The sequence below is a fragment of the Pseudomonas sp. R3-52-08 genome (assembly GCF_003851745.1).
Lineage (GTDB): Bacteria > Pseudomonadota > Gammaproteobacteria > Pseudomonadales > Pseudomonadaceae > Aquipseudomonas.
Map to the genome: position 1 here is coordinate 4,198,037 of NZ_CP027730.1, position 21,753 is coordinate 4,219,789.

19 protein-coding genes are annotated in these 21,753 nt (G+C 60.3%); 3 read left to right on the top strand and 16 right to left on the bottom strand.

What is annotated here, in order from left to right; translation table 11 throughout:
- Window positions 1-5: 5 nt before the first annotated feature.
- From C4J91_RS19280 to C4J91_RS19355, 16 genes are all read right to left on the bottom strand, one after another.
- On the bottom strand, window positions 6-1,217 hold the full coding sequence (locus tag C4J91_RS19280; RefSeq protein WP_124365190.1) for a PAS domain-containing sensor histidine kinase: 1,212 nt from the start codon (window positions 1,215-1,217) through the stop codon (window positions 6-8).
- A gap of 110 nt (window positions 1,218-1,327) precedes the next feature.
- Window positions 1,328-2,803, bottom strand: coding sequence for a sigma-54 dependent transcriptional regulator (locus C4J91_RS19285; RefSeq protein ID WP_124363784.1), 1,476 nt, complete (start codon window positions 2,801-2,803; stop codon window positions 1,328-1,330).
- Window positions 2,804-2,973: 170 nt separating this feature from the next.
- Window positions 2,974-3,270, bottom strand: a complete 297-nt coding sequence (gene fliT, locus C4J91_RS19290) for a flagellar protein FliT (RefSeq protein ID WP_124363785.1) — start codon at window positions 3,268-3,270, stop codon at window positions 2,974-2,976.
- 26 nt (window positions 3,271-3,296) lie between these two features.
- Window positions 3,297-3,701: a flagellar export chaperone FliS gene (gene fliS, locus C4J91_RS19295; RefSeq protein ID WP_124363786.1), complete on the bottom strand. Its 405-nt coding sequence runs from the start codon at window positions 3,699-3,701 to the stop codon at window positions 3,297-3,299.
- 141 nt (window positions 3,702-3,842) lie between these two features.
- A complete protein-coding gene (gene fliD, locus C4J91_RS19300; protein ID WP_124363787.1) occupies window positions 3,843-5,249 on the bottom strand; it encodes a flagellar filament capping protein FliD in 1,407 nt (468 codons plus the stop codon).
- A 79-nt stretch (window positions 5,250-5,328) separates the two neighbouring features.
- Complete coding sequence (locus C4J91_RS19305) at window positions 5,329-5,679, bottom strand: flagellar protein FlaG (protein WP_124363788.1); 351 nt, start codon at window positions 5,677-5,679, stop codon at window positions 5,329-5,331.
- A 74-nt stretch (window positions 5,680-5,753) separates the two neighbouring features.
- Window positions 5,754-7,172: a flagellin gene (locus C4J91_RS19310; protein ID WP_124363789.1), complete on the bottom strand. Its 1,419-nt coding sequence runs from the start codon at window positions 7,170-7,172 to the stop codon at window positions 5,754-5,756.
- 263 nt (window positions 7,173-7,435) lie between these two features.
- Entirely contained in the window at window positions 7,436-8,365 is a 930-nt protein-coding gene (locus C4J91_RS19315) for a ketoacyl-ACP synthase III (RefSeq protein WP_124363790.1), read from the bottom strand.
- 279 nt (window positions 8,366-8,644) lie between these two features.
- The gene (locus C4J91_RS19320; RefSeq protein ID WP_124363791.1) at window positions 8,645-10,246 is read right to left on the bottom strand and encodes a flagellar hook-associated protein 3; all 1,602 of its coding nucleotides are present in this window, start codon (window positions 10,244-10,246) and stop codon (window positions 8,645-8,647) included.
- 14 nt (window positions 10,247-10,260) lie between these two features.
- Window positions 10,261-12,306, bottom strand: a complete 2,046-nt coding sequence (flgK, locus tag C4J91_RS19325) for a flagellar hook-associated protein FlgK (RefSeq protein ID WP_124363792.1) — start codon at window positions 12,304-12,306, stop codon at window positions 10,261-10,263.
- 10 nt (window positions 12,307-12,316) lie between these two features.
- On the bottom strand, window positions 12,317-13,582 hold the full coding sequence (flgJ, locus tag C4J91_RS19330; RefSeq protein WP_124363793.1) for a flagellar assembly peptidoglycan hydrolase FlgJ: 1,266 nt from the start codon (window positions 13,580-13,582) through the stop codon (window positions 12,317-12,319).
- 4 nt (window positions 13,583-13,586) lie between these two features.
- Window positions 13,587-14,696 carry a flagellar basal body P-ring protein FlgI gene (locus C4J91_RS19335; protein ID WP_372237507.1) on the bottom strand — a complete coding sequence of 370 codons (1,110 nt, stop codon included), beginning with the start codon at window positions 14,694-14,696 and terminating at the stop codon, window positions 13,587-13,589.
- Window positions 14,697-14,702: 6 nt separating this feature from the next.
- Complete coding sequence (gene flgH / locus C4J91_RS19340; RefSeq protein ID WP_124363795.1) at window positions 14,703-15,398, bottom strand: flagellar basal body L-ring protein FlgH; 696 nt, start codon at window positions 15,396-15,398, stop codon at window positions 14,703-14,705.
- A 52-nt stretch (window positions 15,399-15,450) separates the two neighbouring features.
- Window positions 15,451-16,236, bottom strand: coding sequence for a flagellar basal-body rod protein FlgG (flgG, locus tag C4J91_RS19345; RefSeq protein WP_057721328.1), 786 nt, complete (start codon window positions 16,234-16,236; stop codon window positions 15,451-15,453).
- Between the two features lie 70 nt (window positions 16,237-16,306).
- On the bottom strand, window positions 16,307-17,047 hold the full coding sequence (locus C4J91_RS19350; RefSeq protein ID WP_124363796.1) for a flagellar basal body rod protein FlgF: 741 nt from the start codon (window positions 17,045-17,047) through the stop codon (window positions 16,307-16,309).
- A gap of 328 nt (window positions 17,048-17,375) precedes the next feature.
- Window positions 17,376-18,938 (bottom strand): sigma-54-dependent transcriptional regulator, encoded by a 1,563-nt coding sequence (locus C4J91_RS19355; protein ID WP_124363797.1) that lies wholly within the window; start codon window positions 18,936-18,938, stop codon window positions 17,376-17,378.
- A gap of 257 nt (window positions 18,939-19,195) precedes the next feature.
- On the opposite strand from C4J91_RS19355, the gene phhA reads away from it, so the two are divergent.
- The 3 genes from phhA to C4J91_RS19370 all read left to right on the top strand — a co-directional run bounded on the left by phhA (window position 19,196) and on the right by C4J91_RS19370 (window position 21,634).
- Window positions 19,196-19,987, top strand: a complete 792-nt coding sequence (gene phhA, locus C4J91_RS19360) for a phenylalanine 4-monooxygenase (RefSeq protein ID WP_124363798.1) — start codon at window positions 19,196-19,198, stop codon at window positions 19,985-19,987.
- A 97-nt stretch (window positions 19,988-20,084) separates the two neighbouring features.
- Entirely contained in the window at window positions 20,085-20,441 is a 357-nt protein-coding gene (locus C4J91_RS19365) for a 4a-hydroxytetrahydrobiopterin dehydratase (RefSeq protein WP_124363799.1), read from the top strand.
- Entirely contained in the window at window positions 20,441-21,634 is a 1,194-nt protein-coding gene (locus C4J91_RS19370; protein ID WP_124363800.1) for an amino acid aminotransferase, read from the top strand. Before C4J91_RS19365 ends, C4J91_RS19370 begins: the two co-directional genes overlap by 1 nt.
- The last annotated feature ends 119 nt before the right edge of the window (window positions 21,635-21,753 follow it).

Consider the following 21,753-nt stretch of genomic DNA (forward strand, 5'->3'; position numbering starts at 1 on the left):
TCCTTTTACTCCGCGCTCGCCGCGCTGGAAAACAGCGGCAAGGTCATCAATGCACAGGTGCCGCGCCCCAACCGGGAGCGCAACTGCAATTCTCCCTGATGCGCACGGGCCACTGCCTTGACCACGGTCAGGCCCAGGCCGGTGCCGTTGGTCTTGGTGGTGAAAAAAGGTTCGCCCAGGCGCTGCAGCACGGCCGGCGCGATACCGCTGCCGCTGTCGCTGATGCACAGGCGCAGGGTTTGCTCGCGGCGATACAGGTGCACCTTGAGGCGTGCACCGGGGCCGCTGGCCTGGGTGGCGTTTTCGATCAGGTTGAGCAGCGCGCCGACCAGGGTGTCACGGTTGCACAGCAACTCGCCGTGGTGGCTGTCGCACTGCCAGCGCAGGCTGGCGCCCTGGATATGCGTGGCCGCCGCCGCTTGCAGGGCCTGCATCAAACCGGCCGGAGTGAGGCGGTCGGTCAACGGCAATTCGCCACGGGCAAACACCAGCATGTCGCGCACCTGATGTTCCAGCTCGTGCAGGCGCTCCTTGAGACGCCCGGCAAAGCGCTGGTGGGTGGCCGCCGGCAACTGCTCATCAGTCAAATGACTGGCGTAGATCAACGCCGCCGACAGCGGCGTGCGGATCTGATGCGCGAGGGACGCGACCATCCGCCCCAACGACGACAACCGCTCATGCCGCGCCAGTTGGTCTTGCAGATGACGGGTTTCTGTCAAATCGTTGAGCAGCACCAACTGGCCCGGTTCAGCATCCAGGGAGCGGGTGGCGATGGACAGGCGGCGCCCGTCTTTAAGGGACACTTCGTGGCCGTCATCCTCACGCGGCGCGAAGCAGCGGGTGATGACGTGGCGCCACAGCTCGCCTTCCAGCGGCAGGCCGAGCAAGTCGCAGGCCGCCGGGTTGGCTTCGCGCACACGGCCCTGGTCATCAATGACGATCACGCCACCTGGCAACAGCGAAAGCAGATTCTGCAGGCGGTTGGCCAGACGCTCTTTTTCGGCCAGTTCCTGCATGCGCTGGGCGCTGACCACCGCGAGTTCGCCTTTAAGCTCGGACACTCGGGCTTCAAGCAGACTGTAGGAATCGGTCAGTTGGCTCGACATCTGGTTGAACTGCGAGAACGCCTGTTCAAGACCCTGGCGGGTCGGCGGCTCTACAGGCGAAACCAGCCCCTGGATGGCAGGGGCCGGAGATAGTTGGGCGGCGTGGGGCATCATGCTCTCTCGCTTGGCTGACCGTCAGTTAAACGGAACGTTGCGAGGGCTGTAGCAATACCCGTGCCGAAAAAAAACTACTTAAAAATCAACCGATTGAAAAACAGGCGTCAATCATCCGCCTGTTCATCGCCCTCTTTGCGGCTCATACCGTACTTGCGCATCTTTTCCACCAGGGTGGTGCGACGGATACGCAGGCGCTCGGCGGCACGCGCAACGATGCCGTTGGCGTCGTCCAGGGCCTGCTGGATCAGGCCTTGTTCCAGGTTGCCGAGGTAGTCCTTCAGATCAAGGCCTTCCGGCGGCAGCATGGCCGTGGCGCCGAAGTCCGGCGCGTGGCCGTTGATAGCCACGCGTTCTTCCATGTCGCTGCGCAGGCTGTCGACCAGTTGCTCGTCTTCATCGTCGACGTAGCGAAATTTCTTCGGCAACTCGACCACGCCGATCACACCGTAGGGGTGCATGATCGCCATGCGTTCCACCAGGTTGGCCAGCTCGCGGACGTTGCCCGGCCAGCCGTGGCGGCACAGCGACATGATTGCGGCGGAGTTGAAACGGATGGAGCCGCGTTTTTCGTGCTCCATGCGCGAGATCAATTCGTTCATCAACAACGGGATGTCTTCCACACGCTCACGCAGCGGCGCCATCTCGATTGGGAATACGTTGAGGCGGTAATACAAGTCTTCGCGGAAGCTGCCGACCTCGATCATGCTTTCGAGGTTCTTGTGGGTCGCGGCAATGATGCGCACATCCACGCTCTGGGTCTTGTTGCTGCCCACGCGCTCGAAGGTGCGCTCCTGCAACACGCGCAGCAGCTTGACCTGCATTGGCAACGGCATATCGCCGATTTCGTCGAGAAACAGCGTGCCGCCATTGGCCAGTTCGAAGCGCCCGGCACGGCTGGTGATCGCGCCGGTAAAGGCGCCCTTCTCGTGGCCGAACAATTCGCTTTCCAGCAGCTCTGCCGGGATCGCCCCGCAGTTGACCGGCACGAACGGCCCGTCGCGACGCTTGGAATGGTAATGCAGGTTGCGCGCGACCACTTCCTTGCCGGTGCCCGACTCGCCCAAAATCAGCACGCTGGCGTCGGTGTCGGCCACTTGCTGCATCATCTGGCGCACGTGCTGGATCGCCCGGCTGGTGCCGACGAGGCTGCGGAACAGGTTGGGTTCACGGTGACGGCCGCGCTCGCGGGCCTGGTCGTACATCTCGCGATAGACCTGGGCGCGGTGCAGGGAGTCGAGCAGCTTGCTGTAGCTGGGGGGCATTTCCAGGGTGGAAAGTACCCGGCGGCGCTGGTCTTCCGGCAGGTCCACGGAAGAAATATCGCCCATCAGCAACACGGGAAGGAACTCATCCCAGGTTGACAGTGTCTTTAACAAGCCCAAAACAGCGCCAGGAGCGTTTACCGTCCCGATCAGCACACAAATGACTTCACGGCTCGACGCCAACGAGCTGACCGCCTGCTGCCAATCATGGCTACCGCAGGGCAAATTTTCTTCACCGAGAAAATTTAAAATCACCGCTAAATCGCGGCGGCGGACGCTATCGTCATCGATCAGCAGAATTTTGGTTTCACGCCACATGCAATAGCAACTTCCCTAGTAAAACTTCCTGCCCCGGAATGAAGGCAATCAAGACGTCTGTAAGACTTATCTTCTACTAGACGTCTGAAATCTGAAAACAGCACTAGTTAAGTCAAAAATGCTGGCACAGTCAAATATATGACGCGCCGTTCGGACCAACCGCGCCCCTATCAGCCGAACAGATGGTAAACCTTTGACGCACTTTTCGCTTGGTTGATCTGTGACATCTCTTCGAATATCGCCTGGCGCTCGCCGGTCGTCACCTCGAGCAACTGCTGGTACACCGCCAACAGCGCCTCCAGCTTTTCTCGCAACGCATCCTCGTCCACCGGCGCTTCGCTGAGCACGTTATCGATCACGTTGCGACAACCCAGGTCCAGCTCGCCAATGGCGTCCCAGTTGCGCGCAGCCAGTGCGTCGACCAGGGCTTCACGGGTTTCATCAATGCGTTGCAGTGCGTGGCTCATGACGATTTCCTCAAGGCGCAATGGCCTTATTGTGCGGCGCCCTGGGGCGCGGCGATGGCATCCCAGCCTTCTTTCACGGTAATCAGCAGACGCGCGACTTCGTCGATCATGTCGGCATCGTTGTGCAGATTGGCTTCCATCAAGCGGTTGATCATGTACACATATAGACTTTCCAGGCGCTGAACGTATTCCTTGTTGTCACTTTTTTCCGCATTCAGGCCATCACGCAGACCGATAATAATATCCGTGGCCCTGCCCACCATCAGGCCCTTCTGCGCAATATCACCACGCGCCAGAGCACCCTTGGCTTGCGCCATCCGGTCCAGGCCGCCTTCCATCAGCAGTTGCACCAGGCGATGCGGGCTGGCTTCGGAGATCTGGGCGTGGGAATTGACCTTCTGGTATTGGCGAAGGGCTCTCATGGGATTCATGTTTCTACCTCGTGGAAAGCAACAGCGAGAAGGGTTTCAATAACAATTATGTCGACTCGGTTGCGGAAAACTTTAGCCTGATGACCGCATGAAGAACAAAGCCCAGGTCAAGGGACCTGGGCTTTTTTTTCGACCGCTCAATCAGTTGTCGCTGTTTTTCGAATTACTGATCGCATTGAGCGTGCCGAGAATACTGCTGCTCTGCTGACGCAGCTGCGCGACCAGGGTGTCCATCGCGGTGTATTTGCGGGTGAGGGAGTCCTGCATCGTCGTAATACGCTCATCCAGGCTGGTCTGGTCCTTGATCAGGTCCTTCAAGCTCTCGGATAACGACGCGGTGCGCGTGGCCAGGATTCCAGTCGAGGGCTTGGCATAAACCTCGGTGGCCGCCGTCATACGTGCCAGCAGACCGGTTTTACCGCTGAAAATGCTGGTGAGGTCGGCAGCATTGGTCAAGACCGCCTTGTCCCAGCGCTTGGCATCGATGCTCAGCGCACCGGTATCCTGGTCGCTGGTCACGCCAAATTGCGCCAGCGACTTCAATGTGCCGTTGCCGGACAGCGCGTTGAACTCATTGCGAATCGCCGACTGCAGCGTGCGCATGGTCGCATCGCCGGTCAGCGTCGCAGCAATGGAGTTGCCTGCGGCATCCTTGGTCACCTTGGTCTCGGCGTTCATCGCCTTGAGCAACGCGTTGTAGGTGTCGACAAAGCCCTTGACCCCGGATTTGAGCGCAGTGGTACTGGTGCTGACCGAGATGGTCAGGGCGGTACGGTCCGGGTTTGGAGTTTTATCGTTGGCCGTGACCGTTGGCGACAGCGCCAGCAACTTGATGCTTACGCCACTCACCGCATCGGAAATGCTGTTGGTGGTGGATTCCGCCGCAATGCCGTCAATCGTGTACTTGGCGTTCTGAGGCACATCGACCACTTTGTAGCCGGTATCAATCCCGGAATTGCCCGACATGGTCAGGTCCGAACCTACCCCACCTTTGGTGGACGTCAGGATCAGACGCGAACCCGTGGAGTCGGTGAGGACGTTGGCACTCAGGCCCGAGGTGCCGAATGTCGAGTTGATCGAGTCGCGCACCTGTTGCAAGGTGGCTCCGGCCGGCACTTTCAGGTCGAAGTTCTTGCCCGACTGGGTGATGGTCAACGTGGTTGCCTTGTCAGTGCTGTTGACGACAGTGGATGCGCCCCCGGCATAAGTGGCGGTCGACAACTTCGAAGGCAGTGCCAGCTGGTTGACGATCAACGCAAAGCTGCCATTGGCCGCGGTCTGGTTGGCGGTCATGGTGGCCACTTTTTCGTCCGAAGACGTACCGGTCAAGCCAGTGAAGCTGCTATCGGTGCCCATGCTGGCCAGCGCACCACGGAAGGCGTCCAGGGCTGCCTGGATCTTGCCGATCGACGAAAGCTGGGTCGTTGCCTTCTGCGACTGCAGGTTGATCTGCGCTTGTTTCGGCGCTCGTTCGGCATCCACCAGGGACTTCACAATTGCCTGGGTGTCGAAGCCCGACCCCACGCCAGTAATCGTTGTACCCGCCATCATCTTTCTCCTAGTCGGTGGCTGCCGTTATCTTGACGAATATCGCTTCAACGGCGACAGCAACAAGTTTCATGCCAGCTCACGCCTTGTCGTCAAACAGCACGTGACTGGCACTGGACAAACTTTGCGCCAGCTTCAGGGCTGTTTCCGAAGGGATCTGGCGAATCACCTCACCGGTGTCGGTGGCAATGACCTTGACCACAACCCTGTGAGTGGAATCATCAATAGTAAAATCCAGATTGCGCTGGGCCGCTTGTACGAATTCTTTGATATCAGTGACCGCTTTTTCCAGATCGCCCGGACGGGCTGTATCCGTGGTTGGCGCGGCCGGCTCAACCTTGCTTTTGTCTTTATCTGTAACCACAGGTGCCAAGGCGCTTTGAGGCGCGAGCGGCGGATAAGACGAGTTCAAATTCACGTTCATGTCCATGCCCAATCTCCTCTGATCGGAAAAGACGAAAGGGCACGTAAACGCGCCCTTCCGTCAGATACCAAGCGCTGTGATTACTGAAGCAGCTTCAGTACAGCCGATGGCAGCTGGTTGGCCTGCGACAGGATCGCGGTGGAAGCCGATTGCAGGGTTTGTTGCTTGGTCAGTTCAGCGGCTTCGGAAGCGAAGTCGACGTCCTGGAGCGTACTACGGGCAGCCGTGCTGTTTTTCTGAATGTTGGACAGGTTGTCTACAGTGCTGGTCAGACGGTTCTGCACAGCGCCCAGGCCCGAACGGGAGCTGGAGATGGTAGCGATGGCCTGGTCGATCACGGAAACAGCGTTCTGTGCCTTGGTGGCATCGGTCACGTCGGTCTGCGATACGGAGGTCTTGGCCGAAGCAGCCGAGGTGGCGGCACCGAACACGCCGGTTACACCAGCGCCTTCCAGGGAGTAGCCCTTGGAGGAGTTCATGTTCACCGCACCGGTGGCGATCAGGCCGTCAGCCAGGGCGACGCCTGTGCCGAAAGCGCCGGCGCCATCTTTGGTGGCGACGGTGATGGTGCCCGCAGCGGTCGAAGCGCTGAACGACAGGTTTTCACCGGTATCGGATTTAACCGACAGGGTCTGTTTGGCTTCATCGTAGTTAACGCTGATACCCAGTTTGGCGGAGTTCGACTTCAGTTGATCAGCCAGACTGGCGGTATCTTTTACGCCAACGAACGTGGTGGCTTGGCCGCCAACGGTCATGGTGAACGAAGCTGGAGCAGCCGCAGCGCCAGCGCCTACTACGAACTGAGCTTCGGTGCTGGCGGTAGCGCTCAGGCCACCGACGGCGCCGTTCAGTTGAGCGGCAATGGTTTTAGCCGCTGCGCCAGCACCCACAGTGATGCTGGAAGTCTGGCCATTACCGGTAACAGCGATTGCGCCGCCAGCGACACCTGTGGTGCTTGGGGCGATACCCAGGCTGTTGATCTGCTGCGAACCAATGTTGTTGGCTGCAACGTTCTCCAGGCTCAGGCCGATGGTTTCGTTAGCGTTGGCGCCAACCTGGATGGACTTGGTACCGTACGAACCGTCCAGCAGCTTCTGGCCACCGAAGGTAGTGGTTTGTGCGATACGGGTCAGTTCCGAAGTCAGAGCCTGGTATTCGTCGTTGTTCGACTTACGGTCGTCGTTGCTCAGGGAGCCAGTCGCCGAAGACAGAGCCAGGGTACGCATTTTTTGCAGAATGTCGGTCGAAGCCTGCATTGCGCCTTCAGCGGTCTGCGCGATGGAGATACCATCGTTGGCGTTCTTGATTGCTTGACCCAGGCCGTTGATCTGGCTGGTCATACGGGTAGCGATACCCAGGTCAGCTGCGCCGTCTTTAGCGCTGTTGATACGCAGGCCGGAAGACAGGCGCTGCATGGAAGTGGCCAGGGCGCCGCCGGCTTTGTTCAGGTTGCCCTGAGTAGTGATCGAAGCAATGTTGGTGTTTACTGTTAAAGCCATGACGAAATCCTCGATGGATGGATACTGCGGCTTCCGGCCCTGGCAACCGCCGGGTGTGGCCTGAGAACCTACGTAATAGTTATCGTCGTGCTAGCCGGTTGCTTGAGGGTTTTTTTGATTTTTTTTACTAGCCCTGTGCCAGCCCTTGCATTTCAAGGGGTTACCACTGCCCAAAACCCAGGGTTTATTGGTTTTTCTGGCGCCAAATAAAAAACGCCGATGATCTTTCGATCATCGGCGTTTTGTTATGCGCCCTTAAAGGGTCATGGGCGATACAGAATCGCCGAGCCCCAGGACAGGCCCACGCCAAAACCGCTGATCGCCACGCGCTTCCAGGTGGCGTCCATTACGTGCTTTTCCAGCAGCAACGGAATGCTCGAGGACACGGTATTGCCGGTCTCGACCATGTCCTTGATGAACTTGTCCACCGGCGCATCTTCGAAACGCCGCGCCACGGCGTCGACAATCGCCGCACTGCCCTGGTGAATACAGAACGCATCGATGTCATCGGCCTTGAGGTCCGACTCGTCGAGCAGCGCGTGCAGATGCGCCGGTACCTTGAGCAAGGCGAAGTTGAACACCTGGCGGCCGTTCATGAAGAACACGCCATCACTGACCTTCAGGTGTGGCGCGCCCGAACCGTCGGTGCCGAACTTGGATTTGCCCAGCAACCACGGCGCGTCTTCGCCCATCCAGGTGGCGGTGGCGGCGTCGCCGAACAGCATGGTGGTGTTGCGGTCTTCCGGGTCGACGATCTTCGAATACGGGTCGGCGGTGATCAGCAGGCCGTTTTTCAGGCCGGTGGCTTCCATGAAGCCCTTCATCGCGTAGATGCCGTACACGTAACCGGAGCAGCCCAGGGAAATATCGAAGGCGGCCACGTGGGTTGGCAGGCCCAGTTTGTCCTGGACGATGGCGGCGGTGTGGGGCAGCCCTTCTTCATCGCCGTTCTGGGTGACGACAATCACAGCATCGATGGACTCGCGCTTCAAGTCCGGGTTGTTGGCAAACAACGCGTTGACCGCCTCGACACACAGATCGGAAGTTTCCTGCGTGGCTTCCTTGCGCGGCAGGAATGCCGAACCGATCTTGCCAATGATGAACTCTTCATCCTTGGCGAACCTGGCACCCTGGGCGTAGTTATCGATACCGTCCGCCGGCACGTAACTGGCGATGCTTTTTATGCCAATCATTGTGGCTTCCCAATACTAAATAGCTGGAGAACACCCCAGGGCCTGCGCCCGAAGTGCTGACAATAAAGGGGGATGCCCCCATAAAAAATTCGCTGAGCGCCGCGCAGAACGACGGCGGGGCGACTTATCCTTTTTACACAATACAGTGAAGATGCGCTTTATGACTCACAGGTCACTCAATTTTCCATGCATCGGTACGAAATCTGCAAACCCGTCAGCTGCAAAAATGACAACGGCCCAGCCCGTTTCCGGGATGAGCCGCTGATCTACCGCCTGAAATCACATCTTGTTGAACAAGCTCAACTGGGAAATTTTAACGAAGGCCAGTTGCGAAGCCTGCAGCATGGTTTGCTGCAGCGTGAGATTGATCGCGGCTTCGCCCATGTCGATGTTGGCCAGGTCACTCATGGTGCTGGTATTGGCGATACCCACGCTGGCGTTTTCACTGGCCTGGATATCCAGGGCGTTTTCCCGCGCACCGATGGAGCCCCGTACGTTCGTGATCTGCGAACTCGAATTGGCGAGGTTGCTGATGGACGCATTCAGAACGTCCTTGAGCTTGATCGTCGCTGCAGGATTACCGTCCGCCGGCACCTCCAGGGCTTTGCGCAATTGACCGAGAGTATCCAGCGCATTCTGGGTTTTCTGGGTATTGGCCCCGACCGAAAACTGATCACCCGGCTGCGGTGGCCCGGCGCTGACATCAAAGGTCACTCCAGCCGCCGTCACCGTGGTACCACCGCCAGTGTCGCCGGTGGTGATTGCCTTGCTATCGGCGGTGTATGGCTGGGCGTACACCTCATAGGCGGTCGCACTGGTGAACTTGATCAGCGCCCCGCTGTTGGTGGGGAAGGTGCTGGCATAGTTGGCCTGATTAGAGACACGGGCGCCTGTCAATTGCACGGTGGACGCATTGCTCGGCGTCCGCGAGACGCTGAAGGTATCCGGTTTGGCTTCAAGGCTGAAGGACCGATCCTTGACCAGCGCATCGGAGTCGGCGCCTGGAGCGACATCCCCCAGACTCAAGGTGATGTCGAACTTCACCCCACGCAATGCCACGCTGGAGCTGCCTTCCTTGGTGGCGTCGAACGTGCCGTTGCCTGGGATCTCCGACGTCACGTCATTGCCGTTCTTATCGGCCACTTTGTATTGGGTGCTGCTGGTGAACGTCAGCTTGTATGGCTGGCCATCAGCAAACGTATTCGAATAATCGGAGCTCGACGTCACCAGCCCGGCCGACAAGGCAACTTTGTTGTCGTTGACCGTCGGCGGCACTGTCTGCGGCACCGGCGCTTGCCACACGGCCTGGGTACGGCTGGAGTTGGCTGCGCCTTCCAGGAGGGTTTTACCAGTATCACCGGCGCTGACCGTCAGCGTATTGGAAACCTGCAAGCTCAGCGGGGTCTCGTCGCCCTGATAGCTGTAGGTACCGTCATTGTTACGTGTGTACGGCGGCGTCTGGGTCTTGGAGCCGGAAAACAGGTAATTGCCCGAAGAGTCCTTGCTGTTAAGCAGGCCCAGTACCTGGTCTTCAATGGCACCTACCTCGCTGGCGATCGATCGCCGATCAGCATCGCTGACCGAACCACCGGCACGCAGGGCCAATTCAGTGGCGCGCTGCATGGCGTCATTGATCGAGCTCAGCACGCTTTCCTCGTTGGTCAGCGAGTTCTTCAAACTGGTGATGTTGCCGTTGAACTGCCCCAACATGTCTTTCTGCTGTTGCAGCAACAACAACCGCGCCGCCGCCACCGGGTCATCCGCCGCGGTTTGCACGCGCACGCCGGAGCTGGCCTGATCCTGCGCCTTGACCACGCTGGAGTAGTTATCCGAATACTTGGCGGAACTGGTTTCGAAATATTGAGCGGTAGAAATACGCATCGTCCCAGACTCCCTTAAAGACTATTGATCAGCGTGCTGAAGGTTTCTTGCGCAGCCTTGATGATCTGCGACGACGCGGTGTAGTACTGCTGGAACTTGATCATGTCGCCCGCCTCTTCATCCAGGTTGACCTGGGACACCGAGTTGCGTGCGTCCTGGTTGGCCTTGAGCAATGCTCCGGTGGCGGTGGTGTCGGTATTGGCCGAGGCAGCCTTGGCGCCCACGGTCGAGACCAGGCGGCTGTTGGCCGCCACCAGGCTCAAGCCGCCGCCAGTGCCGTCGGACAGGCCGACCGTGGTTTTGGTCTGCAGCTCAAGCAGGGCCTGGGCATTACGGTTATCCGATCTGCCCGAGGCGTTGAACGAAAACGTGGTGCTGTCGCCATCGGCTGGCGAACCGCCGACAGTGGTGTCGAACTTGAAGCTCTTGGCCGGCACCAGCAGCGTGCCGTTGGCATCGCGCATCGGTACGTCGACGGTGATCTTGTTGCCCTGGCCCGGCACGATGGTGCCGGTACCGATCGGATTGCCCTGGGCATCGTTGAGCGTGTAGCCCTGGGTGCCGTCAGCCGCAGGCTTGCCGAACACCATCTTCACCGGCATCGAATGTTCAATGCCGGTACGCAGCTGCGCGGTGTTGGCGCCATCGTGAATATCGATCGGCAGGGTCAGGGTCGGCGGGGTAAAAGTGCCGGTGCCCTGGTTGGTCTTGCTGCCCTCGCCCAGCAATGGCCCGGCGAACGCGATTTTATTGGCGTCCGTCAACGCGGTGCCGATGTTGGCAGCGCCAGTGGCCGTTGGGCTGACTTTGAAACTGTCGCCCGCCGCGATCGGCCCCTTGCCATCCAGGGCCAGCGTGAAGCCGTCGATCACCGGTGGCGGCGTGGTAGTGGTGTCGAACGCGCCCATGGCTTTGCCGTCGGAACGCAACACGGTGTAGTTGTTGCCGCTGGTAAAGGTGACTTTATAGTCGTAGGTCGACAGCTTGCTGGTGTCGCTGATACTCACGTTCAAGTTGCCGGAGCCAGTGCTGTTGCCCATCGAACCCTGACTGCGCTGGGCAATGGCGGCCGCGCTGTTGATGTCCTTGAACAGCGACGAACCGAAGTCACCATTCAGGTCCAGGCCCTGGCCCAGTTGGCTGTTGACGGTATCGGCAGTCGCCAGGGCGATGCGCCCCAGGTCATTGATGGCCGGCATCAGGGCGTCGCTGCGATAACGCAACAAACCGCCGATGCTGCCGCCGCTGAGCACGTTGCCCAGGTCGATCGCCGTACCGCCGCCGGCATTGAGCTGGATGGTGTACTGGCTTGGATCGTTGCTGCTCGATACCGCCGAGATCGTGTTGGACTGATCGCCCAATACCAGGGATTGGCCGGTGCCGGTGCTGACGCTGAACACGCCGTTCTTTTCACTGGTGGTCACGCCGACCAGTTCATTGAGCGAACGCACTGCCTCGTTACGCGCATCCAGCAGGTTGGCCGGGGCGCTGTTGCTGGAGCCTTGGGCCAGGGTGATCTGCTTGTTGAGGGAAGCAATCGAGGAGGTCAACTGGTTGACCTGATCGCTCATGGTCACCAACTGCCCGTTGATCGACTCTTTCTGCTCATTCAATTGGCTGGAGATCGAGTTGAAACGGTTGCTCAGGGTCTGGGCGCTGGTCAGCAGCACTTGCCGGGCGGACACATCGCTGGGGTTGGCCGCCGAGGTCTGCACAGCGGCGAAGAACGCGCTGAGTACCGAAGACATGCCGGTGGTCTTGTCCGACAGGGTCTTGTCGATGGCGCTGGCCTGGCTGGAATAGGCCTTGGCGTCGTTGTTGAGCGCCGTGCTGTTCTGGTAGGCCGCGTCGAGGAATTCGTTATACACCCGGCGCACATCGGCCAGGGTCGTGCCGCTGCCGATGTACACGCCGCCGTAAGGGTTGTTGGCATTGGCATTCTGCGTGGTCTGCTGACGCGAATAACCCGAGGTGTTGGCGTTGGCGATGTTATTACTCAAGACCGACAACGATCCTTGAGCGGCATTGAGCCCTGACATCCCGATACTGAGCAAACTCATGGTTCAGACCTTATAAATGTGTGGTTGCGCCAGCGGCAGCGTAGTTCTGGTAACTGTTCATGTTTTTGGCGATCTGCGAAATCTTGCTGGCATAGGCCGGATCGGTTGCATAACCGGCCTTTTGCAACTCGCGTACAAACTGTTCCGGGTTATCGGCTGATTTCACAACTTCTTTATAGCGATCATTGCTTTGCAGCAGGGTCACGAGGTCATGGAAGCTGTCCTGATAGGAGCTGTAGGAGCGGAACTGCGCCGTCTCCTTGACCATCGCGCCGTCGCGAAACTCGCTGGTGATCGCACGCGCCTGGCCGCCCTGCCAGCTCTGGCCGGCCTTGATGCCGAACAGGTTGTGGCTGCTGCTGCCGTCCTCGGCGCGCATCACTGATTTGCCCCAACCGGTTTCCAGGGCGGCCTGGGCCACCAGGTACTTCGGATCGATACCGATACGCGCGGCGGCGGCCTTGGCCATCGGCAGCATGGTGGCGACGAATTCATCCTGCGAGCTGAAGGCTTTTTTTGCCGGTGCCAGCGGTGGCTGGGCGATGGCGCGGCCGTAGACCTGCATCTTGCCGCTCGGCACGGCAACGCTGCGGGCGGTGCTGTTGACCACGTTGTCGTCGGCAGCACTGTTGCGCAGTGGCGCGCTGGTGGTTTGCGCAGCGACCGGCGTGCTCGGCACGATGCCCGCGAGCAGGCGGTCGGTCAGCTTGCTTGGCAAGGCGATACGGCGCTGGTTCATCAGTTCCATATCGTTGGCATGCGCACTGGCGCCTTCGGGCACCGCCACGCGGTAGGCCCACAACGGGCGTTGGCCGTTGGAGCGACCCAACGGGCCTTGCGCCTGGGTGCCGGCGGCTATTTCCGTCGGCACGTCGGCTTTTTTCGCCGGGGCATCGGCTGCCGGGCCCTGCAAGGTGGCCGCCTGGGCGTCCACCGGTTTGTTCTTCTGCATCTGGCGCATCAGCACGTCGGCCAAGCCGATACCACCGCCTTCGCGGGACATCGACACTGCCAATTGCTGGTCGTACATTTCCTGGTACTGCTTGGCCGCCGGGGTGTTCATCGGGTTGTCCTTGCCCAGGGCCTCGGTGGCTGAGCGCATGGACTTGAGCATCTCACTGAGGAACAACGACTCGAACTCCTGCGCGACTTTGCGCATGTTGCCTTCGCTGTTCTTGTCGGCGCCGACCTTGAGCTGGTTAAGCCGGTTCAGGTCGGAGTAAGACCCCGAGTCCGCCGTGCTGCTGATCCCGCTCTTGCGCATATCCATGACCATGGCCTCAGATCACGATCAGGTCGGCTTGCAAAGCGCCGGCCTGTTTCAGGGCTTCGAGGATCGCCATCAAGTCGCCAGGGGCCGCGCCCACCTGGTTCACCGCGCGGACGATCTCGTCCAGGGTGGTACCGGGGCCGAACTTGAACATCGGCTTGGCTTCCTGCTGGGCATTGACCCGCGAACGCGGGACGACCGCCGTCTGGCCGTTGGACAGCGGCCCCGGCTGGCTGACAATCGGGTCTTCGGTAATGGTCACCGTCAAGCTGCCGTGGGTCACCGCCGCCGGCGAGACCTTGACGTTCTGGCCGATCACGATGGTGCCGGTGCGCGAGTTGATGATGACTTTGGCCACTGCCTGGCCGGGGTCGACCTCCAGGTTTTCCAGGATCGACAGGTAGTCCACGCGCTGGCTGGGATCCAGGGGCGCGGTCACGCGCACCGAACCGCCATCGATGGCTTGGGCGACGCCTGGGCCGAGCATGTCGTTGATCTTGTCGACCACGCGCTTGGCGGTGGTGAAGTCGGAACGGTTGAGGTTCAGGGTCAGGCTGTTGCCCTGGTTGAACCCACTCGGCACGGTGCGTTCAACCGTAGCGCCACCGGGAATGCGCCCGGCCGACGGTACGTTGACAGTGATCTTCGAACCGTCGCGGCCCTCGGCGTCGAACCCGCCCACCACCAGGTTGCCCTGGGCGATGGCGTAGACGTTGCCGTCGATACCTTTGAGCGGCGTCATCAGCAACGTACCGCCCCGCAGGCTCTTGGAGTTACCCATGGACGACACGGTGATGTCCACCACCTGCCCCGGCTTGGCGAACGCCGGCAAATCGGCGCTGATCGACACCGCCGCGACGTTTTTCAACTGCACGTTGCCCGAGCCTGGCGGTACTTTGATGCCGAACTGCGACAGCATGTTGTTGAAGGTTTGCAGCGTGAACGGGGTCTGGGTGGTCTGGTCACCCGTGCCATTGAGCCCCACCACCAGGCCATAACCGATCAACTGGTTACTGCGCACGCCGGAAATGCTGGCGATGTCTTTCAGGCGTTCGGCCTGGGCGACGGCGCTCAGGCACAGCAACACGACCGCCGCCATCAACTGCTTGAAGTTCAAAATGGCCACCTAGAAAGGGAACAGCGGGCTAAGGAAGAAACGGTCGAACCAGCCCGGCTGGCTTGCATCAGCAAACGAACCTGTACCCGAGTAGGTAATCCGTGCATCGGCAATCCGCGTCGACGGCACGGTGTTGTCGGTGGAAATATCATCGGCACGCACCATGCCGGCAATGCGCACCAACTCGTCGCCGGTATTGAGGGTCATCCACTTTTCACCGCGTACGGCGATGATGCCGTTGGGCAACACGTCGGCCACGGTCACGGTGATCGAGCCGGTCAGGCTGTTGCCCTGCCCCGCCGCGCTCTTGCCGTTGGTGGCGCGGTCGCCGCTGTAGCCGGCACTGAGGCTCAGGTCACCGTCACCCAACGGGTTATTGGTGGTCAGACCACCGCCGAACAACGACGTCAGGCCGATACCGGTCTTGCTGGTCTTGCCGATCTGCGAGTTGGCGTTCTTGCTCGCCTGGGTCTTCTCGTTCAGGGTGATGGTGATGATGTCACCGACCCGGAACGCCTTGCGGTCGCTGTACAGGTTCTGCTCGAAACCGGCCTGATAGATCGAGCCATTGTTGGCCGCCGCCGGCAACGGCGTGCGCGGCAACACCGGCGCGTAGTACGGGTCATTGGGTTTCGGCGACGGGGCGACACAGCCCGCAAGCACGGCGATCCCACTCAATGCCAGAACAGAAACAATGCGATTCATGACCCTAACCTCACGGTGTTGCAGGCGCTTTCAAGGGCGCCCCATAGACTGATTACAGATTCTGCGTTACGAACGAAAGCATCTGGTCGGCGGTGGAAATCACCTTGGAGTTCATCTCGTAGGCGCGCTGGGTGGTGATCATGTTGACCATCTCCTCAACCGTGCTGACGTTGGAGGTTTCCAGGGTGCTTTGCAGCGTGGTGCCGAAACCGTTCAGGCCAGGGGTGCCGATTTGCGGCGCGCCGCTGGAAGCGGTTTCCAGGAACAGGTTGTTGCCCATGGCCTGCAGGCCGGCCGGGTTGATGAAGTCGGCGGTTTGCAGGTTGCCTATCACTTGCGACGCAGGGTTGCCGGCCACGGTGATGGACACGGTGCCGTCGTTGCCGACGGTGAAGGTCTTGGCGTCTGCCGGGACCACCACGGCTGGCTCCAGGGCAAAACCATTGGCGGTCACGATCTGGCCGTTGGAGTCCAGGTGGAAGGTACCGTCACGGGTGTAGGAGGTCGTGCCATCCGGTTGCAGGATCTGGAAGAAGCCACGGCCATTGATCGCCATGTCCAGCGGCTGGCCGGTCTGTTGCAGGTTACCGGCGCTGAAGTTTTTCTGGGTGCCGACGATCTGCACACCGGTACCCAGTTGCAGGCCCGACGGCAGTTCGCTGTCCTGGGTCGACTGGGCGCCCGGCTGGCGCTTGATCTGATAGAGCAAGTCCTGGAATTCGGCGCGATCACGTTTGAAACCCGTGGTCGACACGTTCGCCAGGTTGTTGGAAATGGTGGTCAGGTTAGTGTCCTGGGCGGACAGGCCTGTCTTGGCAACCCATAGAGCCGGAAGCATGCTGTTCTCCTTCGTGCGCCTGTTTGTTGGCGCCGTGCTGCGCTGTTTATTTAAAAGCCAATCAAGGCTGTTAGCTCATCTGCAAGACGCGGGTCATGGCCTGGTCATCTTCTTTGGCGGTGTTCATCATCTTGATGTGCAGCTCGAACTGCTTGGAGAGCGCCAGTACCGCGGTCATTTCCTCAACCGCATTGACGTTGCTCGCCTGCAGGAAGCCCGAGGTCAGCTTGACGTTCGCGTCGGCCTGGGCCGGCTGGCCATCCTTGGTGTGGATGGTGCCGTCCAAGCCTTTGTTCATGTTCTTGAGGTCGGGCTGGACCAGCTTGATACGGTCCACTTCGGCCATCACCCGCGGGCCTTCGCCCATGGCGCGGATGCTGATGGTGCCGTCGGCGCCCACTTCTATTTTCTGCTGGGGCGGCACGGCAATCGGGCCGCCGTTGCCCATGATCGGCATACCGTTGCCGGCCCGCAGCACGCCGAGCGCATCCACGTTCATGCTGGCGCTTCGCACGTAGGCTTCGCTGCCATCGGGGGTTTGCACGGCCATCCAGCCGTCGCCGCTGACGGCCACGTCCAGGTCACGTCCGGTTTCGATCATCGCGCCGGGCGTGAAGTCGGTGGCCGGCCGTTCGGTCAGGGCAAAAGCCCGCGCCGGAAAGCTGTCACCGAACACCGGCATCGACCGCGCCTGCTCCAGGTCGCGCTGGAAACCGTTGGTGGAAATGTTCGCCAGATTGTTGGCATGGGCCTTCTGCGCCAGAGCATTCTGGCTGGCGCCGGTCATTGCCACGTAAAGGTACTTGTCCACGCTCTATCCTCTTTCTGACGGACGCTTGCCGTCCACCGCTGTACTGATGAGGCTTAAGCAATTTGCGAACCAACTTTTCAAAATTGGCTAAAGCGCAGGCGGGACGGGGGTTTGCGGGTGAGCTGCAAGATTTAGAGCGTGGGTGAGAGTCGAAAAAACGGCGGACTACTGCCGCTCACGGCAAGCCTCGGCCTTGTAGACGACACAAATCCAATGTGGGAGGGAGCTTGCTCCCGATGGCGGTGGGTCAGTTCATCATTCTGTGGCTGACACACCGCTATCGGGAGCAAGCCCCCTCCCACAGTTTTGGACCAATTTGTGCCAGTTGTTATTTGCCAGCCTTGAGGATTTCGTAGTCGCGCAGTTTGTTGGCGATGGTGGTGTGGGATACGTCCAGGCGCTTGCCCAACTGCCGGCTGCTGGGATGCTCGGCATACAGCGCTTCGAGCACGGCCTTTTCAAACCGCCCGACGATGGCGTCCAACCCGCCCTCCAGCGAGAAATCACCAAGCGGCTGGCGCACGCCGTAATCCGGCAAGCGAATATGCTCAAGCTTGACCGTCCCGCCCTCGCACAGCGAAACCGCCTGGAACAGCACGTTTTCCAGCTGTCGCACATTGCCCGGCCAGTGATAGTGGCTGAGTTTGTCCATCGCGGCAGGCGCCAATTTGGGCAGTGGGCAACCGATCTGCCGACTGGCTTGATCGAGGAAGTGTTCGACCAATGGCCCGAGGCCGTCCAGGCATTCGCGCAAGGGCGGGATATGCAGCGACAGTACGTTCAAGCGGTGATACAGGTCCTGGCGAAATTCGCCACGGGCGCACAGTTCGGACAAATCGACCTGGGTCGCGCAGATCACCCGCACGTCGAGGTACACCTCTTCATCACTGCCGACGCGACGAAAGCACCCGTCCTGCAGAAAGCGCAGCAGTTTTACCTGCAGGCGTGCACTCATTTCCCCCACCCCATCGAGAAACAACGTGCCGCCCGCGGTCAGTTCCAGCAGCCCGAGCTTGCCTTCGGCCCGTGCGCCTTCGAACGCGCCGGGGCCGTAGCCAAACAGCTCGGTTTCGGCCATCGACTCAGGCAAGCCCGCACAGTTGAGCGCCATCAATGGCGACTGGCCGCGCGGGCTGGCGAGGTGACAGGCACGGGCCAGCAGTTCCTTGCCGGTTCCGGTTTCGCCTTCTATTAATAGAGGTGCATCCAGCGGCGCCATGCGCCGGGCTTCGCGCACCACGGCGGCCATCACCTTGGAACTCTGGAAGATGCTGTCGAAGCCGCGCAGTTCCTGCTTGCGCACGTTGTAGATACGCTCGCCCACCCGGTCGGCGCGGTGCAGGGTCAACACCGCGCCGGCCATGGCTTCGCTGTCATCGTGTTCGGAAGATTGCAGCGGCGCGATATCCGCCAGGAACACATCGCCCTTGACCTTGACCCGCAGCCCGTTGATCCGCGACTTGCTGGCGCGCACCAGTTCCGGCAAGTCGAAGTCTTCGGCGTAGCGCGACAGGGGAATGCCCGGCACTTCGTCCACCCGCACCCCGAGCAACTGCGCCGCCGCACGGTTGGCCGCAACGATGGAGCCGCCCATGTCGATGGACAGCACCGGAAACTCCAGGGCGCCCAGCAGCGCATTGAGTTCCATGTGCCGACGCTCGCTGGGCATCAGCCCTACCCTTTTCACGCCGAATACGCCGGCGATCGCCTCGAACTGCGGGCGCAACGCCTGGAACTGCATGTTCACCAGGTTTGGGCAGAACAGGTAGATGGCATTGCCATGCTCGCCGCCGACCTCGCCCTTGGCGACGTTCACGCCGTACTCCACCAACAGGTTGAGGATGTCCCGCAGGATGCCGATGCGGTTCTGGCAATGCACTTTGATACGCATGAAAAGGCCCGAAAAGTGGGTAGGCGCCGCGTCTTTTTGCCGCTGGGCGCAGATAGTCGTCAAGATTATGTGACAGCTCGGGCGCTTTTCCCAGCCTAAGGCAACGACGAGCGTCGCACCCGTAACGAATAGTTTACAAAATTCGGTAATTTTTCCTACTCAAAGGCCTTTGAAGCCGCTGAAAACCTGCGCTGCGCGGGTTATCAATAGACACACAGCAGGACATAACAAGAACGAATGCCTAGCAGGAGAACCGTATGAAGCAGACGCACTACGTGGCCCGCGAGCCCGATGCGCAAGGTTTTATCCACTACCCACCGGAAGAACACGCGGTGTGGAACACCCTGATCACGCGCCAGTTGAAAGTGATCGAGGGCCGTGCCTGCCAGGAATACCTGGACGGCATCGACAAGCTTGGCCTGCCCCTGGATCGCATCCCACAGTTGGGCGAGATCAACAAAGTGCTGGCCGACACCACCGGCTGGCAAGTCGCCCGCGTGCCGGCGCTGATCCCTTTCCAGACCTTCTTCGAATTGCTTGCCAACAAGCAGTTTCCGGTAGCGACCTTCATTCGTACCCGTGAGGAACTGGACTACCTGCAAGAGCCGGATATTTTCCACGAGATCTTTGGCCACTGCCCGCTGCTGACCAACCCCTGGTTCGCCGAATTCACCCACACCTACGGCAAGCTCGGCCTGGCGGCCACCAAGGAGCAACGGGTGTACCTGGCGCGCCTGTATTGGATGACCATCGAGTTTGGCTTAGTGGATACCCCAGAAGGCCGGCGCATCTACGGTGGCGGTATTCTGTCATCGCCCAAGGAAAGCGTGTATTGCCTGTCGGACGAGCCTGAACACCAGGCCTTCGACCCGCTGGAGGCGATGCGCACGCCGTATCGCATCGACATCCTGCAGCCGCTGTACTTCGTGCTGCCCGAGCTCAAGCGCCTGTTCGACGTGGCGCAGGAAGACATCATGGGCATGGTCGAGCGCGGTATGCAGCTAGGTCTGCATGCGCCGAAGTTTCCTCCAAAACCCAAAGCCGCGTGAACCTTGTGTTTTAACGCCAGGTGAATCTGTTCCCTGGCCCCGCGTTGCTTTAGGGTAACGCCACTGACCTTCAATCATTCGAATTCAGGACACCTTCATGACCACCTTGAACCAAGCCCATTGCGAAGCCTGCCGCGCCGACGCCCCACAAGTCAGCGATGAAGAACTGCCGGTACTGATCAAACAGATCCCGGACTGGAACATCGAAGTGCGCGACGGGGTGATGCAATTGGAAAAGGTTTTCCTGTTCAAGAACTTCAAGTTCGCCCTGGCCTTCACTAACGCCGTGGGTGAAATCTCCGAAGCCGAAGGCCATCACCCTGGCCTGCTCACCGAATGGGGCAAAGTCACCGTGACCTGGTGGAGCCACTCCATCAAGGGCCTGCACCGCAACGACTTCATCATGGCCGCGCGCACCGATGAAGTGGCCAACAGCGCCGAGGGCCGCAAGTAATGCATTTCGATGCGATTGGCCGCGTGCCGGGCGACCCGATCCTCGGGCTGATGGACCTGTATGCCCAGGATGCCAACCCGAACAAGTTCGACCTCGGCGTGGGCGTCTATAAGGATGACCAGGGCCTGACGCCGATTCCGCACTCGGTAAAACTCGCCGAGCAACGCCTAGTCGATAGGCAAACCACCAAGACCTACATCGGCGGTCACGGCGATGCAGCGTTCGGCGCACTGATCAGCGAGCTGGTGCTTGGCGCCGATTCGGCGCTGCTGCGTGAACAGCGTGCCGGCGCCACCCAGACGCCAGGCGGCACCGGGGCCCTGCGCCTGAGCGCCGACTTTATCGCCCACAGCCTGCCCGGCCGTGGCGTGTGGCTGAGCGACCCGACTTGGCCGATCCATGAAACCATTTTCGCCAAAGCCGGGCTCAAGGTCAGTCACTACCCTTATGTGGGCAGCGACAATCGCCTGGATGTGGCGGCGATGCTTGCCACCCTGTCCGGCGTGCCCGAGGGCGACGTGGTCTTGCTGCACGCCTGCTGCCATAACCCGACCGGCTTCGACCTGTCCCAGGATGACTGGCGCCAGGTGCTGCAGATTGTGCGCGAGCGCCAATTGCTGCCGCTGATCGATTTTGCCTACCAAGGCTTTGGCGACGGCCTGGAGCAGGACGCCTGGGCGGTGCGCCTGTTCGCCACCGAACTGCCGGAAGTGTTGATCACCAGTTCGTGCTCGAAAAACTTTGGCTTGTACCGCGACCGCGTTGGCGCCTTGATCGTGTGTGCGGCCGATGCGCAAAAGCTTACGGATGTGCGCAGTCAACTGGCCAATATCGCGCGTAATCTGTGGTCAACGCCGCCGGATCATGGTGCCGCCGTGGTCGCGACCATCCTCGGCGATGCCGAGCTGAAACAGCAGTGGAGCGATGAAGTCGAGGCAATGCGTTCGCGCATCGCGCAGTTGCGCGCCGGGCTGGTGGACGCGCTGGCACCCCACGGCCTGGCCGAGCGGTATGCGCATATCGGGACGCAGCGTGGGATGTTTTCCTATACCGGGTTGAGTGCCGAACAGGTCCAGCAACTGCGTGAAAAGCACAGTGTGTATATGGTCAGTACGGGACGGGCCAACGTGGCGGGGGTGGACGCCACGCGCTTGACGCTGCTGGCCCAGGCCATCGCCGACGTCTCCAACTGACTAAACCGGGAACTAAATGTGGGAGGGGGCTTGCCCCCGATGGCGGTGGATCAGCTAGAGATAAGCTGGCTGACATTCCGCTATCGGGAGCAAGCCCCCTCCCACATTTTGACCGAGTC